The sequence below is a fragment of the Endomicrobiales bacterium genome (genome assembly GCA_023228045.1).
In the GTDB taxonomy this organism is placed as follows: domain Bacteria; phylum Elusimicrobiota; class Endomicrobiia; order Endomicrobiales; family JALOBY01; genus JALOBY01.
Genome location: JALOBY010000029.1, coordinates 1 through 17,263, shown reverse-complemented (window position 1 = coordinate 17,263; position 17,263 = coordinate 1). Strand labels below are relative to the sequence as shown.

Genomic DNA, 17,263 nt, shown 5'->3' with positions numbered 1-17,263 from the left:
ATATCGTATGCAGGCACGCCATTCTCGGTTGAGGCAAGCACTTATGCAGTTGCAGGCGAGGCAACAGCGGCTCAAATATCAGGGCAGATAGATATATCAAACCTTGTAATTTCAAACTCGGGGGCGACACAGCAAACCGTTATTCTTTATGAATTGGCGGCAAGTTCAACAACTATTGACGATGTAATAACCATTATAATTCCCGCATCGGCTGGGTTTTATCGCCCATTTGGTGATTTGGATTATAATGATAGAGTTCGCATAACTGATTTTGCGGTTAGAAAATCAACAACGGCATCAACAATATATGTTGGTGGAATTTATCAGTAAAAAATTATGGCACTAAAAACGAATGCAATTATAACTCTTGATGAGTTAAAGAGTTTTCTTGAAATTCAAAATGCAGATATACAAACTGCATTTTTAACAATTTACAATGCGGCAAGTGGGGCAACTGCAGCAACTGTGCAGGTTACCGCTACCGCATTGTTACTTGTTGTTACGGGCGGCGCGAGTGCAGGCACATCAACATTAACTTTTTCTGAGACGGCAAATGATACTTTGATGGAATTAGTTGTTGCTATAAATGCGCTTGGCAAGGGATGGGTTGCTAATATTCAGGGATATTCTGGCGAAAGTTCTGTAAGTTTGACAGTAAAAGAGGCGACAAGTTGTTTATTAGTGGCAAATATTTTAACTTTATATGGGACTAATAATTATCGCCTTGAAACTTATATCAATGCAGTTAGTGATTTTATTGAGAGAGAAACTGGACAAACCTTTAAATCATTGACATACACTAACGATGAGCAGGACGGTAACGGTTATCCTCTAATGTGGTTAAACCATTTCCCTGTGATAAGTTTATCGGCATTAAGTTACTACGATAGATATTCAGCCGCAACATTGCAGACATTAACTCAAGACACGGATTTTTATTTAACTTTGTCATCTGGAAAAATTGAACCAAGTTCTGGCGTATGGACAAAAGGCGTTAGAAATATCAGAGCGACTTATATTGCGGGATATTCAATAATCCCCGACGATATAAAATTATTGTGTATGCAAATTGTTGAATTGCGTATCAATAAAAGAGGAAAATCAGGTTTGACTGCGGTTACTATTGGAAGATACTCTGAAACATTTACAAAAGAGGCATTACCAATAGAATTGCAAAGCGAACTTGATAAATTTAAAAGGGTAATTTTTTAATGCTTCCAAATTCATTATTGCGACACACGGTAACTTTTAGAAAAAGAACTAAAAATCAAAGTTCTACCTCTGGTCAACCAAACTATATTTGGTCAGATTTTCAGGTGGGCGTTAGATGCCGCATTGATGAAGCGAGCGGGCGAGAATACCCTTCAACATCGGGTAAATATGTAAAAGCAGACCATATTCTTTTTGTAAATAAAAGTTCATTGCAATTTGCGATAAATGAAAAAGATTATAGGGCTGTGATTTCAAGTTTTGAATATAATATTTTATTGATTGCAGACGCAGGCGGTGCAGGGCAACATTATGAAATTGCACTTGAGAGGATTTACTAATGAGTGTTGAGTCGTTTTGGTTAGGAGATGCAATAAAAAAAGGCACGCGAATTGCTTGTAATAATGCCGCAAAAAAGGTTTGTTTGCTCGCAGAGAAAGAGGCGAAAAAAAATGCAAGCGGCAGACCGGGACCGAATGTACAAACAGGAAGATTAAGGGCAAGTATCACACATCTCGTTGCAGAACCAAATGAAAATAATATCATTGGAGTTATTGGCGCGGGTGGCGGTTTAGAATATGCCGAATATGTTGAATTTGGAACATCTCGGGCAGCAGCGTATCCTTTTTTACGGCCGGCAGTTGATGCGGCGATGAAAGAAAGCGAAAGTATATTTGCAAAAGAAATTAAAGAGGTTTTGGCGTGATTGAAACAGCATTGTATCAATATCTTGCGGCATATATACCATTAACATCGCTCGTTGGCACTCGCATAGAGCCAGTAGTTGCGTCGCAGGGAACAATACGCCCGAATTTAGTTTATTTTAAAATTGGCGACGATAGGAAATTTTCTCTTGATGGTTTTAGTAAATTAAGTGCTACTCGCTTGCAGTTAAGTTGTTTTGCAGATTTGTATGAGACGAACGGAAGTGTAATTGGTGCAAAAAATGTAGCAATACAAGTAATTGCCGCAATGGAAGCGTGGACTGGTGCATCAGGAATACAGGCAGTTTATTCTATTGGCGAAAGAGATTTGTTTGAGACGGAAACAGAAATACATCATATTCCATTAGATTTTATTGTTTGGCATTCTTTGTAAAAAATAAAAAGGGGGAGAAAGTAAATGTTAAAAAAAATGATGGTGTTGTTCAGTATGTTGGGGTTATTTAGTTGTATATGTTTTGCGAGTGAGATTGCAAACCACGCAGTAAACAGTGAAATGTTAGACGGTATTCATTCTACCGACCTTGTAAATGTTGCCGATGTTCAAAGCATCACTGGAACAAAAACATTTTCAAGTGTTACAATCACAAGTGCGGCAATTACAGATGCAGTTATAACAAATGCTTCTGTAAATGGTGTGGATGTAAAAGATAGGTTTGATGCAATTATAAATTCAACTGCGGCATTGCAGGTACAAATCACAAATAGCAGTGATACTTTATCGTCTTATTTCCCTGATAAAGTTGCGGTTTATGCGAGTACAGGAAATTTGCAATTGCAGATAACAAATAGTAGTTCAACATTGCAAACTTATTTTGCGGACAAAGATGCAGTTGCTTTAAGTACTGCGGCACTTGATGGTGCAATAGTTGCTATAACTTCAGGGACTTTTCAAAATTATTTTGCAGACAAGGCGTTAGTTACTTCAATTCAAAACTCAACTTTTACCGTAGCGAGTATTGAAATTGCGACACACACTTGGTCGGGTGATAATTCTTTCACAGGTGGTTTGTATCCTATAAAAGATGCAACATTACCGACGACTGGATTTTCAGAGGGTAGTATATTTTATAACTCAACTGAAAAAAGAATATACATATCAACGGAGACAGTTACAAGCACTAACAGTTGGGTAGTGTGCAACCCATAAAGTTTTAAAATATAAAAATTAAAAAAGGAGGAATAGTAAAATGACAGAACCAATTTCAGGTTTTAAAAGTACGATTAAATATGCGGCAGGTACGGCGATTGGTGAACTCACAAGTATTGGCGGCATAAAATTAAAAGGTGAGACGATAGATATTACAAGCCACGACTCCTCCGACGGATGGAGAGATTTTATTGGCACGGGAATAAAAGACGGTGGCGAAGTGCCTATGGAAGGGAACTTTGTTCAAGATGACGCCGGTCAGTTGGCTTTAATTGCGAGTTTAGCAACGGGGGCGACAGAAAGTTTTGTAATAACTTTCCCCGATACAAGCACTTGGACTTTTTCGGCGATTGTAACTGGTTGCGAAGTTGGAAAAGCTGACTTAAAAGACGCAATTTCTTTTGCGGTAACTTTAAAAATAACAGGTGCGCCAGTATTTGCAGGCGTAACAGATCTTAGTGTTGTAACTTTTACAGTAACAGCAGCGGTCGGTGGAGCGGCAGTATCTGATGCGGTAATTGTTTTCAACAATGAAACAAAAACAACTGGTGCAACTGGTATTGTTGCATTTTCAAATGTTGTTTATGGTTCAAAAACTTACGGCATCACTTGTACCTCATATGTTGGTCAGGCAAAAGTAATTGTCGTAAATGGCGCAACGGAAGCAGAGGCGGTTGCATTAGTTGCGGCTTAATAAATTTGTCTTGCCTGTATTATAAAAAAATGCAGGCAGGACATTTATTTTTTGGGGGATAAAATGGGTAAACTTGCAAAATGTATTGATATTGAGTTAGATAAACCTCGCAAATTGCTTTATAATCTTAATGCTATGGCGGCGTACGAGGAAAAAACTGGGAAAAACTTTTTGGATTTACCCTCTGAAAAAATATCAGCGACGCTTTTAAGAGTTGTTCTCTGGACAGGATTAATTCACGAAGATAAAAAACTAACCCTTGAGCAAGTTGGCGATATGCTCGACTCGGAAAATATGTTAGAGATACAAAAGAAAATAGTTGAAGCGGCATCGGCAAACTCACCAACTATTGAAAAAACAGATGAAAGTGAGGAGAAACTCCCTTTGGTGGAAAGCCCTCTCCCTTAAAGTTAGTTGATTTGTGGGCGGTAGGGCGTTTTGATTTAGGATTAAGTGAAGATGACTTTTGGGATTTAACTTTATTAGAATTTGATTACCTTTGCAAAAGAAAACAATTAAATGACACACGCATTGAAAGATATTCTGCACAAATTAGTTGGTTAATTTACAGTGTAAACAGAAGCAAAGACAGCAAAGCACTTAAAATTGATGACTTTATGATTAAATACGAAAAAGAAAAACCTAAAAATCAAACTTTTCAACAGATGAAAAGTATTGCAAAACAAATTACAAAAGCACTTGGTGGAGAAATTAAATGAGTGGTGAAGTCGGAAAAATTTGGATAACACTTGAGGCAAATTCCGCCGCTTTTATGAAAGCGATGGATGAAGCTGATAAAAAATTCTCTAAAACCAAAGAGGCGGCGGAGCAAATTGGCACTTCCGTGCGTAATATGGGTTTAGCAATGGGTGTTTTTGGTGTTGCTATCGTCGGCGCAATGATATTGGCGGTAACGCACTTAACAAAAACTTCCGACGAACTTGACGAAATGTCTATGCGCACAGGCGTAGGCACAAAAGCACTGCAAGAACTTGGTTATGTTGCAAAACTTTCAGGTGGCTCAATGGAGTCAATGGAAACTGCGTTTAAAAAAATGGCTATGTCAATTACTGCCGCCGGTGATGGTGTAAAAGGTTCACAAGATGATTTACAAAAATTAAATTTAACTTTTTCGGATTTGGCAGGACTTACGCCAGAGGAACAATTTAATACTATAGCAGGCGCATTGTCAGACATTAAAAATCCCACAGAGAGAGCTGCTCTGGCAGTCAGTTTGTTTGGGAGAAGTGGCACTTCTATCCTTCCGATGTTAGAAGGTGGGAGAGAAGGAATGGCGAAAATGCGTTCTGAGGCGGAAAAATTAGGTGCTGTGATTGACGAAAAAACAGTAAAAGCCGCCAGCCAACTCAACGATGAATTTGCAAAAGTTATGACGGGAATTCGGGGTCTTTGGAATAGTTTAGCAATTTCTCTTTTACCAACTGTTATTGAATTTACAGAAAAGGCAAAAACACTTGTAATTGCGGTTAGAGGGTGGATTACAACCCACGAAGCATTGTTTAGCAGTGTAGTTAAAATAGTCGCTGTAATAGGCGGTTTAGCCATTGTATTTGGCGGTTTAATGACAGTTGTCGGGTCTTTTATGATCATTGCCCCACTTTTAGGCACCGCTTTTACAATGGCTCTCGGCCCGATAGGATTGATAACCGTTGCACTTGGCGCATTGATTGCAGGTGGAATTTTACTTATTGCAAATTGGAATTGGGTTAAATATGTCACAATCCAATCTTGGCAATTTATAAAAGCAGTTGTTTTAAATTCAATTCTTGATATGTTGCAAGGATTGAATGTTTTGATTGGTTGGATACCAATTTACGGGGAACAATTAAAATCGGCAATGGAAAATGTGCAAAAACAAATTGAAACAGTTGATAAACAATATGCGGAAAACAAGGCAAATTTTCAAACTGAAGAAAATAAAAAAGAACTTGAACGATTAAAAAAGATTGAAAATGAAAAATTAAAAGCAAAATTGGAAGCTCTTGCTAAATTGCAAGAGAAAGAAGAACGAAAAGCCGCTGAAGCAGAAGCTGCAAGGGCTGAACAAAGAAAAATAATATCAGCAAGAATTTCAAAAGAAGAAACCAATTTACAAAAAGGTCTTCAGGCATCTTGGGCGAAATATACAAGAGAAAATAGTGAAATTGTTTTTGACTGGGGAGTTGTAATTCAAAATACAATTGGAAATTTAACAGCATCTTTAAGTGCTGGTTTTAATGTTATGTTTTCAAGTATTGGAAATGGATGGGACGGACTATCTCAAGGAATGCAGGCAATTGGCGATGTTTTGAGAAATGCTTTGATTGGACAGTTAGCAGATATGATGGCGAAACAAGTTATTATTTGGGCGACGGGAAAACAAGCAATGGCGGCTTTAACAATTATTTGGAAAAACATTGAGGTGGCAGCAAATGCGGCTGTTGGCGCGGCCGCGGCCGCGGCAGCGACGGCGTGGACACTTTGGGGAGCAATAGCGATTGGGGCGGCAATTGGTGCGGCAATTTTAGCATTTGGTGGAAAATTTACAAGGGGAGGGGTCGTCGGTGGAACTTCTTATGCTGGTGATAATGTTTTAGCAGCGGTTAATTCGGGTGAGATGATTTTAAATCAAGGGCAACAAGCGCGGTTATTTGATATGGCAAATGGTCGCACGGAAAATAACTCAAATTCTCAAACTTTTTCTGTTGGGGATATTATAATTAACGGTGATGTTGACGGCAATAATATAAATAGAATTGCAAAACAACTAAAAGAAGCGGTTAAAAGCGGACAGATTGAGGCAATAGCGATGGCAAAAAGTATGACTAAAATCGGAATATCACGCTCAGGCGAGGCGTATTAAATATGGCAAACCCATTTTTTCTCTCTCAAAATTATATTAAAGCAGATGATACTATAACAGTATCAAGCGGAAACGCTACAAAAGCACGATTGTATGATCAAAATAAAACTTTGCAGTGGCAAAGCGTTGGTGAAACTTCCGAAAGCGGATACAACACAAGCATTGAAATAGTTTTTTATGAAGGATTGATAGCAACAAATAGAATTTTTGACACTTTAGTTTTGCAGAACATAAATTTAAAACAGTTTAAACTTCAATGGTGGAATGGCTCCTCATATGTAGATATTTCAGAATTTTCTTTTACTGCAAACGCATTGACAACGATGCGAGTAAAATTAACCTCTGCGGTTACAACTTCAAAAATAAAATTGCTTATGCAAAGTACCATAACAGCAAACCAAGAAAAGAAAATCGGGCAGTTTTGGTGTTTAAAAGAAACTTTTGAATTAACAGAAGGCAGACACAATCATATCAGAGCCGATTATAAAGACGGTGGGAATTATCGCTTAGCATCAGGGACGCTTGAAACTTTTACACTCTTCAAAAAATATGCCGCAAACATTGACTTTGAATTACTTACATTGGCATCAATAGTTTTATTTAAAGCGCTTTACGACACTGATGAAAATTTTACTTTTTACTTAAATTATTCAGATGATTTGGACGCAATTTATAATGTTGTCTGGGTAAATACTTTTAATTACGACGAAGACACTTTAAGGGGATACTTTAAATTGAGTATGACTATTGAAGAACAATAAATGAAAATAATAACAGATGCTTTTCTTACGGCGCAGAACAAAAAAAACCTTAAGTATTTTTATGAGGTTTTAATGTATCGCCGTTACTGGGATGCAGGGACAAGCACTTATATTTGGGAAACAACAGGAACTGACATAAAACCATACATTAAAACTAAATCAAATATCAGTTGGCAGTTAGATACAGAAGGTTTAAACATTTGGCGCGTTAGTAATGTTCAACTTGAATTGAAAAATGACGCAGGACAATTTAACGAAGGAAACGGAAAGTTTTTTAATACAATTTATTTGCGTTTCAATACAAAAATTGAAATTAAAATCGGCTATGTTTTAGCAGATGGAACACCCGAAGATGTTTATTCTTTCACGGGTTTAATAAATGAAGATATTACAAGTAATTTTTCAACAAAAACAGTAAATATAAATTTATCAGGAAAAGAAATCCAACTTTCATTGGCAAATGCGGAAAATGTATGTCAAACAGTTACAGGGGAAACAATCGGGACAGGCGCACTTATTACAGAATTTTACACAGGCAAAAAAAATACTTTATCAGTGCAAAATGTATATAAAAATGGTGTTTTGCAAACGCTTGCAACTCACTACACGGTTAGCAATTTATATCACGCTTATTATGGGGCTTTGATAACTTTTTTAACTGCGCCAGTTGCAGGGGATATAATTACTTGCGATTACATACACGGAAATTCTCAAATCGTTGAAGGTGAACAAATTGGCACGGGTGCTTTGAACGCAGAATTTTTTACGGATTACAAAGGCGTTGGATTTATTGACGCAGTTTATATTGATGGCGAGGAAATTTTAGTTGACATAGATTATACCGTCTCAAATTTAAACGATAAAGATAATTTTGCAAAAATTACATTACCTCTTGGATGTGCGATAGGGCAGGTTATTACTTGCGATTATCGGCATTGGTATAAAAATATTGAGTTTTCAATTTTGATTGGATATTTGCTTGATGAGGCAGGTTTTCTTTCTGCCGACAGAACAATTGGCACGATAGATTTAGGGAATTTTTTAAAGTATAAATTTTGGAATACAAAATTAGATTTTGAAACTATGGATACGGTAAGTAGGAATGCTGATGTGGAAACAAAATTAGGGAGTGTGCTTGTTAAAGTTGAAAATTTAATAAGTGATGTATCCGTAAACAATAATTTAACAATTACGGGGACATTTCCACTACAAACAATTGAACCAACAAATTATACATATGATAATATTTATAATGCAACTGCTTTGCCTCAAAACTCTACTCCCGTATGGAGTAAATCAACATCAGGAGCGGGAACAATTATTGAAGAAATAAATCCATCTGGGAATTTACATATAAATATATCGGGTGTTGCAACTTCTATTTCGTATTCAAAAATTGCTGGATTACATAATGTGGATTTAGCATTAAAAATAAACAATGAAAGTGATGGTTATTTTGAAATCTTTGTGGAATGGACTCACGGTGAAGGACATTTTGTAAGAATTCAGAGAATTGACGGTAAAATTATAATATCGGGTGATGGTTTAAATTATGAATATACGGCAGCAGATGTAAATGATTTTCACAATTATCAAATGTTTTATGGAGTTAATAATGTTTTATATATTTTTATTGACAATCATTTAATTGGAAAAATTGACTCAACACCTATCGCTATTGCCAATAATATTAAGTTTACAAATGCCACCAATGGAACAACTTCTGAATTCTATTTAGGAACACTAAGAGATACTTGGTATTATGCAATTTTTGGTCAACTCGTTTCAAATTCAATTGATTTAGGAGTAAATTTTTCAATTGCAAATTTCGGAAAAATATTTTTTCCTGTTTCGGTGAATGGTGATAGTATCGCACTAATTACACAAACAAGTGGCAATTCTGATTTTAGCAATGATAATGATAATTGGAAAATTGCAACAATAAATGGTGATATAGCAACGATAAATTCAAGTACAGTTGCAAAAAGATATGTACGGTGGTCTATCATAGCGAGTTCTTATGGTTATTGTATTTTGTCTATGCCCGCACATTTAGTTGATGTTGTTGACTGCGGAACGAATTTAGATGTTTACAACACTTTCACTAAATTAGAAATTGTTAATGATGGTGAGATAAAAGTTTATTCTCAAAGTTCGGCAGATGACATAAATTATGACGCAGAATTAGAGGTAGTTGCGGGAATTATTGCTTCAACTGTTAAAAGATATATCCGTTTCAGAACGGTTTTAAGTTTGCTTACCGACGGAACTTCACCAGAGCTTCAAAAAGAAACTTTTACTTATAAAATAGACACTTTGAATATTGCACTTGCAGATTTTACAGGGCAGACGGTGCAAAGTGTGATTGAAGAATATGCAAAACTTATTAACTATGAACTTGGCGTTGACGCAACTGGAAAGTATTTTTTTAGAGCAAGAAATGTTGATACCACTATTGATATGGAATTATCATCTAAAACAAATATAATTTCTATTGACAATGATATTTCTGGGTGGGCGAGAATTTACAATTTTATTAAAGTTGTTATCGGCAAATTTATTTCTATTTTATCGCCAACAACAGAAGGTGAAACATTGCCACACAGCATAACTAAATACGGCTCTCGTGAGTTAAGTATAGAAAATTCCAGTATTGGGATTGATGACGACTTGGATTTAACAAGTGGTTTGGCAACAATTTATTATGATGAATATAAAAATCCTAAGAGAGAATTGAGAATACTTTGTAAGATGTTACCGCAATTAGAATTGTCTGATACGGTTAATATAAATTGCAATGTTTATTGGTACTGGGGCGATAGTAGGGTTTGGTGGGGTAAACCTGATATATTTTGGTATAATAAAAATATGATACCTGTTGCTGATTTATTAGCAAGTGTTGTTGGTTTGGAATTAGATATAACCGATTGGAAATTGTATATTATTGCGAGGGAGATATAAGATGCCTTCTACAACTGGAAATGCGAGAACATTTGCAAAAGTTTTACAAAATGGTGAAGGGAATATTCCCGATGCGACGGAAGTTATGGCAAATTTTGACCGAGTCAATGATATGTTTTTTATTTGCACAGAGGCAGAATTAGGGGCATTAACACCAGATACTAAAACGCTTTATCTCATAACCGATTGCGATGACTCAATAATGTTGCGAGTATATCGGAGTGGAGTTTGGAAGGCCATTCCGTTAATGGATATTGAATAGAGGGGAAGGGGAGAATATGAAAAAGATTATTTTATTAGGTTTAATGATTTTAGGAATTTGCGGGGTTGCAGAGGCGGCAAAGTATCAAATAAAAACCTCTACACAACCAAATGTTGTTGGGTATAGGATAATAGGGTCTCAATCATATTCAATCGGTGCAGATACAAGCACAGAAATTATTTTTTTATCAAGCTATTCTGCGATAATTCCGAATTTGCATTTAACTTCGGCGACATTTTCCGACGGAACAATTTTAACATCAACATCAGGAATTGTTTACAGTAGTACAAGTTTTCAGAATTATTTTGCGGACAAAGAACAGGTTAGATTATCAACAACGGCATTAAATTTAGCAATAACCTCAATAAGTTCAACAACATATCAAACTTATTTTGCCGACAGGGAAGAGGTAAGAATTGCAACAACTGCTTTAAATAATTCCATTGTAAATATAACCTCAGGGACTTTTCAAAACTACTTTGCAGACAAACAGGAAGTAATAAACTCAACAACTGCAATAAACACACGGATTGATAATAGCAGTACTACTTTATTGACTTACTACCCAGATAGGGCAGAGGTAAAAACCTCAACAGACGCAATCAATTTGAGAATTGATAATTTAACAACATCTTCTTTTTCAAAAACTGAGTTATTAAATGGCACAAATATTTGGACTGGAGAAAATAGATATGTATCTTATGGACTTATAGTAGAAAATATAATCGGTGATACTACATACAATTATAGAGGTGGTATATCAATACCTAATACATCAAATAGTAATATGACCTTTGCAACTGTAGGTCAAAGTGGTGGGGACTCAGGCGATATAAATATTAACACAGGCAATTCAGGAGGTGGGTCGGGTTATCATATTCCCGGAGATATAAACATCACAGCTGGAAATGGGGCTGCGTATTCCACAGGTGGAAATTTATCTTTAATTTCAGGTGCTGGCAATAGTGGTAATGGAAGTATATTTTTCTTAAACACAACAAATTATTTAGTTCCATCGTCCACATCAACAGTGATGAGCATTGCAAATAACGCGGTAAATATTTACGGAATGGTAAATGTATCTACAATAACTTTTGCAAATGGAACAAGTTTTACCACTGCAAGTAGCACAACCTACCAAAACTATTTTGCTGACAAATCATTGGTTTCAATTAGCACAAACGCAATCGGAGTTTCAATAGGTTCTTTGAAGCAACAATTAGATGATATTTTTATAACCACAAACACTTGGAGTGCAAGGCAACAATTTCACGAAATTATGTTTCCCGACGGTAGTAGCATAACAAAAATTAGCAGTTCAACTTATCAAGATTATTTTGCTGATAAGTCTTTAGTTAACATAAGCACAACTGCAATAGGGGTGTCAACAGCATCACTTCAACAGCAGATTACAGCAGTTCAAAACTCAACATTCTCAATTTCGGATTTAGCGCAAAAATCAATTTACAATAATTTTACGGCGACAAATACATTTAGCAATATAATTTATGTTAGCTCCATTGTTTGGTCTGACGGAAGTGTAAGCACGAGTACTGTAACTGGCAACCCAATATTTTTCAGTGTTTCGCCGTCCACAGGTATTGATAACGGTTATCTCGCAGATGGCATTAAAATAACAACAGGGAATATATCAGCATCAGGGACACCATCGGCAACTACTTTTTTAAGTGGGGCGGGTTCTTGGGCAGAGGCAGGCGGTGGAGTAACGGTAACAAGTTTAACTGTTACCGAGTGGCACGATTTTAATATAGGTGAGGTTTATGCAAGTTCAACAACTTATCCGTTTTATTACGGGCAGTATTTTTGGAATGAGAAAGAAATCACTTTGACGGCCGTTAATTACTACGCAAGTTATTTATCAACAGTTTCTGCTTGTAATTATGATGTTGTTTGGAGCTCTACGACCACAGGCACTCGCTATTGGGCGAGTGTTTTTAGTACTACAACTGCTTCAGTTTCACTTGTTGTTGATACAACCACTTATAACGGTTCTTTGGTAGTGCCAGACGCTAAAACTGTAATTCCTGCAAATTCCCAGATTGCAGTTTTATTTTATAATGCACCCGCAACAGGAATTGCCCCGACGGTAAAAATCAGGGTTAAATTTACGAGGTGGTCAAATGATTAAAATTATAATGGCATTATTATTTTTAGCGACAACCGCCTTTTCTGCGCAGGTTAATTCTTTGCAGGATAGTCCTGTTTTCGTTTCACATCTGAATGAAGGGCAAGGGACTTCAGTTACTGCAACAACAGGCACAGTTACCGCAGGGACAACAAACGGTGCTTGGGTTACTGGACAGTTCGGAAGTGGAATAGCACATAGTTATTTACATTATTCAACTTTAGGCGATATAGAATTTATTGGTGATGATTTATTTGTTTCGGCGTGGGCTTATCCTGCCGATGTTTCTTCTCAAGGGGAACGATACAACGAAATAGTAAGTAAGTTTGGAAATATGAAAGGGTGGCGATTAAATTTAGCGACTCGGAAAGGAATAGCTTATTGTTTTTTTAATTTTAGTAATGGAAACGATGCAGGGGCAACCGAGAATTATACTCCTTTAGCTGGTACTGAGTATCCTGCCAACAGATGGTATCACACCTGTTTATGGTTCAAGGGAACTTCTTCAGGTGGAGATGGGTTAATGAAAATATTTGTAAATGGAAAATTGGCTACATTGCAGTCAGCAGGTACGGCTAAAACTGTTTTAACCGACGGTGGGGGTACGATTCAAAGTGGTATTATAACTTGGAGTGGTAGTACCATTTATTCAAATAGCGGAATTGTTGATGATATTGCAATTTATAAAAATGTAAATAGTTTAACTAAAGCAAGAGCATTAGCAAAACAAATTTACACACAAGGCAGAGGGCAAAATGATTGACCTTAATAAATTTTTAATATCTATTGTAATGGGAGTTTTAATTGCTTGGTTTTTGTCTGGTTTGGTGATTATGCTTCACGCAGACACTTACACCTATTTGGTTAATATGTCTAATTTTCCGCAAGGAAGATATTGGTCAAGTGGTTTGTCAACTGCAAAAACTTACACCAATTTTACTGACGCAGGATTGAAACAAAGTCGGCAACCGTTTGAGAATACAAGATTTGAAACTAATTATAATAAAAAATATGGTTTATTGAATGTAACTTTAGATACCACCGCAGAAAAGAAGTCGTTTGCCTCAATGAAAAAGCAGAAACATATTAAATTACTCTCTATAAACGCAGTTGATTATATTTTTGACAGGCAAAAAGGTGGTTATGAGTTAATTCCGAGAAGCAAAACAATAAGTGAGTTGCCGTCTGATTTTTACGAGTTAAAAGTTTCAACAAAATAAAAGGGGAGTACATTTATGAGAGATTTGAATTGGAAAAATGGGAAACAATGGAACATATTATCGGTAATTTTCCCAGTTTTGGTAGTATTTGTTTCAATCGTTGGTGCGTGGTATTTGACTGGTTACAGAATTGAAATAAATGAAAATAAAGTTAGTATTTTAGAAGCAAGAAGCGAACAATATGGGCTAAAAATAAATACCCTTGAAACTAAGGTTGATTATATTGTTGAAGGAATAACAGACATAAGAAAAAAATTAGATAAAAGAGGGTAATTTATGAAAAAACTTTTAGGCATTTTGTTTTTGTTATTTTTTACAACTCAGGCACACGCTATTTTTGGGTTAGAAAAAATCCGATTGTTTGAAGCGGATTTGCAACTTATGAAACAAGATATTACCACCAAAGAAAATGAAAGTAATGTTGTAAAAGCCGAGATGAACGGAAAAATTGTTGGGCTTGAAAGCAAAATTGAAAAGTTGGAATTAAAATTGAACGCGCAGGGGAATGTAATTGCAGGTTTTAATAATAAAACTCAAAATCAGGTGGCTGGCAGAGATATAAAAAGCACAGTGGTAAATGATAGTGAACTTTTGAAATTTATTTTTGATAAATGGGCATATATTATTGGTGGTTTGTTTGGATTTATTCTTTCAATTTTAACGGGTGTTTGGGGAATTGTACAATTTGTTATGGCGATGAATGAAAGATTATTAAATGCAAAAGATAAAATGATAGACGACTTAAACAAGCGAAATTCTGCAAAGGAAGAAAAATTAAATGATTGGCAAAATGAAATGCTTGAAAAAGTAATAAATAAAAAGGGGGCAGTATGAAAAAACTTTTAGTGTTGTTGATGTTGTTTGGGTTTGTTGGTGTAGTTAGTGCGACGGAACTTTCAAACGGGGCGTATTTCAAGCTCGGGCAAATTGAATTTACCTACCCGCTTGCTAACACTTCTGCGATTGCATTATATGATTTTCAGACGGCAGAGGGTTTGCTCGGCGCAGAAACAAAACTTGTTTCGTGGCAGAGATTAAATCTAAACTTTGGCGCAGTAACATCCTTCAAAGAAAATGGGATGCCATTTTTATCACTTGATTTTGACTGGGCGGGGATAGTTGGAAATTTATCAGACACAAAACTTGCGAAATTTGGTATCTGGGCAGGACATGATTTCAAATTGAATGAAAATCATACAGGAATTAAAGCCAGTGTGCCACTTTGGGGTAATTAAGAGGAAAAAATGGATTTTAGAAATTATTTACTGACTTCACCGTCAAGGGCGTGGCAATCAATTATTTTACATCATTCTGCCACTTCCGATAGTAAAATTAACAACTGGGAACAGATACGGCAGTGGCACACAGGAAAAACAGGAAGTTCAGACCCAAAATCACCAAACTATAATTCATACATAGCAAAACCCGATTTAGACATTGGTTATCATTTTGGATTAGAGATGATAAATGGTAGATTGGAATATCAAATTGGCAGACCGATGACAATGCAGGGTGCGCATACTGTTGGAAAGAATGAAACCGCCATAGGTATTTGTTTAATTGGTAATTATAATAATGTAGAGCCAACTAAAGAACAATACTTTTTGCTTGCTTCTCTGGTGCGAGATTTACAGAGGCGATTTAAAATAGCCATATATAATGTTTTAGGGCATACCAACTTTGCGGACAAAACTTGCCCGGGCAAATTATTCAATCTAACAAAACTAAAATATGATTATATAAAACCCGCCTAAACCTTCCGTGATAACCCGCCTATTTATTTTGCAAAAGAGACACTTTTAAAAAGAGTGTCTTTTTTTATTGGCTTGCCATACAAACATAAGGGGTGCCTAAAAAAACCCGCTTAAAACGAATGCTATGACGGTGATTTTGGCTAATTTTGGGTATTTTGTGGGGTTATTGAAATACTTGTTACATTAGAAGTGTTTAAATTCTTGCGCAAAAAATTGCAAATTTATTTATTGCTTTCTTTTATGTCTTTTTAAAATCTTTAAAGCATTTATGTTAAAAACTAATGTCCAGAGCAGTAAAGCAAAGCGAGACCGTTGTGCCTTTTTAAAAAGACACTCTTTAATGTATGGTCGCAATTTTCACGCAGGTTAATTTAATGTCCGTCGCAGTTTTTTGCAAGCGTCTTGAGCAAGTATTAGGCGCAAAGTATGAAACACCCACTTGCCGACCGTTTGACATCTCTGTCGATACTTGAGGTTATAGAGCCAAGATACAATATAACCCTTAGGCAAACCCCGTCTCTCAGGTTTGCCGTTCCTTTATTACTTGTTGCTTTATGTAAAAACAAAAAAAAAGCCCACATCAATTAAATGATATGAGCTTTTGAAAACTATTAAATAAATTTTGAGAAAATTTTGCACTTTCAGCTCCCGTAGAACTTTAGATTTCGGCTGACCACAAAAGCTACGGGCAGTTGCAGTCAACCAAAATCCTTATGCAAATAATACCAAACTGTTTTTCATTTGTCAAATATCTTTAAATTTATTTTTAATCGTCGGAAAACACAATTTCACCGACTGAAAATAAAATCCCTTTTTTGCTCACCTGTGACTTTTGTCACATCTGCCAAAAAAAGCTTGACAAGCATTTAATAACTATGCTAACCTGTTATTGCAGGAACAAAAAAATGAACCCGACAAATTCAAAAACCAATCAAATGAAATTCAATCAAACATCTAATGTGGGGGGGGGGCGAGGTTTATGTATCCCTGTCGGGTTCGGCCTCGTTTCCCCACGGTTTTTATATATAGGTAATAAAATATTATTAAAGGAGAGAAAAAATGAAAGGATTTAAAGGGTTTGATGAAGGATTAAAATGTAAAAATTTTCAGTACGAAGAGGGAAAAAAATATAAACATGATGGAGCAGTAGAATTGTGTAAAGAAGGTTTCCACTTTTGCGAAAATCCATTTGATGTTTTGGATTATTACGATTTAACTACATCTGAATTTGCAGAAATTGAGGCATTGGGAGAAATAAAAAAAGATGCTTCAAAAAGTGTAACTAATCATATCAAGATAGTAAAAAAAATAGTATTAAAAGATTTTATAACTTCCGCAATAGATTTTTTAAATGTCATTTGTAAAATAAGAAATTCGGGCAACTTCGCAAAAATTGCGTCCTCGGGCGATGCCGCACAACTGGCGTCCTCGGGCTATGCCGCACAACTGGCGTCCTCGGGCGATGCCGCACAACTGGCGTCCTCGGGCGATGCCGCAAAACTGGCGTCCTCGGGCGATGCC

22 protein-coding genes are annotated in these 17,263 nt (G+C 36.1%); all 22 read left to right on the top strand.

Annotated features, from left to right (window positions below):
* Positions 1-330, top strand: a 330-nt coding sequence (locus M0Q46_06240) for a hypothetical protein (protein ID MCK9583190.1), incomplete at its 5' end; no start/stop codon positions are given.
* Between the two features lie 6 nt (positions 331-336).
* A complete protein-coding gene (locus M0Q46_06235) occupies positions 337-1,212 on the top strand; it encodes a hypothetical protein (protein MCK9583189.1) in 876 nt (291 codons plus the stop codon).
* Positions 1,212-1,550: a head-tail adaptor protein gene (locus tag M0Q46_06230; GenBank protein ID MCK9583188.1), complete on the top strand. Its 339-nt coding sequence runs from the start codon at positions 1,212-1,214 to the stop codon at positions 1,548-1,550. The genes M0Q46_06235 and M0Q46_06230 overlap by 1 nt, the downstream gene beginning before the upstream one ends.
* Positions 1,550-1,915, top strand: coding sequence for an HK97 gp10 family phage protein (locus M0Q46_06225; protein MCK9583187.1), 366 nt, complete (start codon positions 1,550-1,552; stop codon positions 1,913-1,915). Before M0Q46_06230 ends, M0Q46_06225 begins: the two co-directional genes overlap by 1 nt.
* The gene (locus M0Q46_06220) at positions 1,912-2,307 is read left to right on the top strand and encodes a hypothetical protein (protein MCK9583186.1); all 396 of its coding nucleotides are present in this window, start codon (positions 1,912-1,914) and stop codon (positions 2,305-2,307) included. Before M0Q46_06225 ends, M0Q46_06220 begins: the two co-directional genes overlap by 4 nt.
* A gap of 24 nt (positions 2,308-2,331) precedes the next feature.
* A complete protein-coding gene (locus tag M0Q46_06215) occupies positions 2,332-3,081 on the top strand; it encodes a hypothetical protein (protein ID MCK9583185.1) in 750 nt (249 codons plus the stop codon).
* Positions 3,082-3,121: 40 nt separating this feature from the next.
* Positions 3,122-3,775 (top strand): hypothetical protein, encoded by a 654-nt coding sequence (locus M0Q46_06210; GenBank protein MCK9583184.1) that lies wholly within the window; start codon positions 3,122-3,124, stop codon positions 3,773-3,775.
* A gap of 63 nt (positions 3,776-3,838) precedes the next feature.
* The gene (locus M0Q46_06205) at positions 3,839-4,183 is read left to right on the top strand and encodes a hypothetical protein (protein ID MCK9583183.1); all 345 of its coding nucleotides are present in this window, start codon (positions 3,839-3,841) and stop codon (positions 4,181-4,183) included.
* 11 nt (positions 4,184-4,194) lie between these two features.
* Positions 4,195-4,494: a DUF4035 domain-containing protein gene (locus M0Q46_06200; GenBank protein MCK9583182.1), complete on the top strand. Its 300-nt coding sequence runs from the start codon at positions 4,195-4,197 to the stop codon at positions 4,492-4,494.
* Complete coding sequence (locus M0Q46_06195; protein MCK9583181.1) at positions 4,491-6,638, top strand: hypothetical protein; 2,148 nt, start codon at positions 4,491-4,493, stop codon at positions 6,636-6,638. Before M0Q46_06200 ends, M0Q46_06195 begins: the two co-directional genes overlap by 4 nt.
* A 2-nt stretch (positions 6,639-6,640) precedes the next feature.
* A complete protein-coding gene (locus tag M0Q46_06190; GenBank protein MCK9583180.1) occupies positions 6,641-7,399 on the top strand; it encodes a hypothetical protein in 759 nt (252 codons plus the stop codon).
* Positions 7,400-10,360, top strand: a complete 2,961-nt coding sequence (locus M0Q46_06185) for a hypothetical protein (protein MCK9583179.1) — start codon at positions 7,400-7,402, stop codon at positions 10,358-10,360. It begins immediately after the preceding gene.
* Between the two features lies 1 nt (position 10,361).
* Positions 10,362-10,622 carry a hypothetical protein gene (locus M0Q46_06180; GenBank protein ID MCK9583178.1) on the top strand — a complete coding sequence of 87 codons (261 nt, stop codon included), beginning with the start codon at positions 10,362-10,364 and terminating at the stop codon, positions 10,620-10,622.
* A 16-nt stretch (positions 10,623-10,638) separates the two neighbouring features.
* On the top strand, positions 10,639-12,771 hold the full coding sequence (locus tag M0Q46_06175; GenBank protein ID MCK9583177.1) for a hypothetical protein: 2,133 nt from the start codon (positions 10,639-10,641) through the stop codon (positions 12,769-12,771).
* Positions 12,764-13,531, top strand: coding sequence for a LamG domain-containing protein (locus tag M0Q46_06170; protein MCK9583176.1), 768 nt, complete (start codon positions 12,764-12,766; stop codon positions 13,529-13,531). Before M0Q46_06175 ends, M0Q46_06170 begins: the two co-directional genes overlap by 8 nt.
* Positions 13,524-13,988: a hypothetical protein gene (locus M0Q46_06165; protein MCK9583175.1), complete on the top strand. Its 465-nt coding sequence runs from the start codon at positions 13,524-13,526 to the stop codon at positions 13,986-13,988. The genes M0Q46_06170 and M0Q46_06165 overlap by 8 nt, the downstream gene beginning before the upstream one ends.
* Positions 13,989-14,003: 15 nt before the next feature.
* Positions 14,004-14,261, top strand: coding sequence for a hypothetical protein (locus M0Q46_06160; protein MCK9583174.1), 258 nt, complete (start codon positions 14,004-14,006; stop codon positions 14,259-14,261).
* 3 nt (positions 14,262-14,264) lie between these two features.
* Entirely contained in the window at positions 14,265-14,822 is a 558-nt protein-coding gene (locus M0Q46_06155) for a hypothetical protein (GenBank protein ID MCK9583173.1), read from the top strand.
* The gene (locus tag M0Q46_06150; GenBank protein MCK9583172.1) at positions 14,819-15,223 is read left to right on the top strand and encodes a hypothetical protein; all 405 of its coding nucleotides are present in this window, start codon (positions 14,819-14,821) and stop codon (positions 15,221-15,223) included. The genes M0Q46_06155 and M0Q46_06150 overlap by 4 nt, the downstream gene beginning before the upstream one ends.
* 9 nt (positions 15,224-15,232) lie before the next feature.
* On the top strand, positions 15,233-15,742 hold the full coding sequence (locus M0Q46_06145; protein ID MCK9583171.1) for a peptidoglycan recognition protein family protein: 510 nt from the start codon (positions 15,233-15,235) through the stop codon (positions 15,740-15,742).
* 426 nt (positions 15,743-16,168) lie between these two features.
* Positions 16,169-16,330: a hypothetical protein gene (locus M0Q46_06140; protein MCK9583170.1), complete on the top strand. Its 162-nt coding sequence runs from the start codon at positions 16,169-16,171 to the stop codon at positions 16,328-16,330.
* A 471-nt stretch (positions 16,331-16,801) separates the two neighbouring features.
* A partial coding sequence (locus tag M0Q46_06135) for a hypothetical protein (protein ID MCK9583169.1) occupies positions 16,802-17,263 on the top strand: 462 nt, incomplete at its 3' end.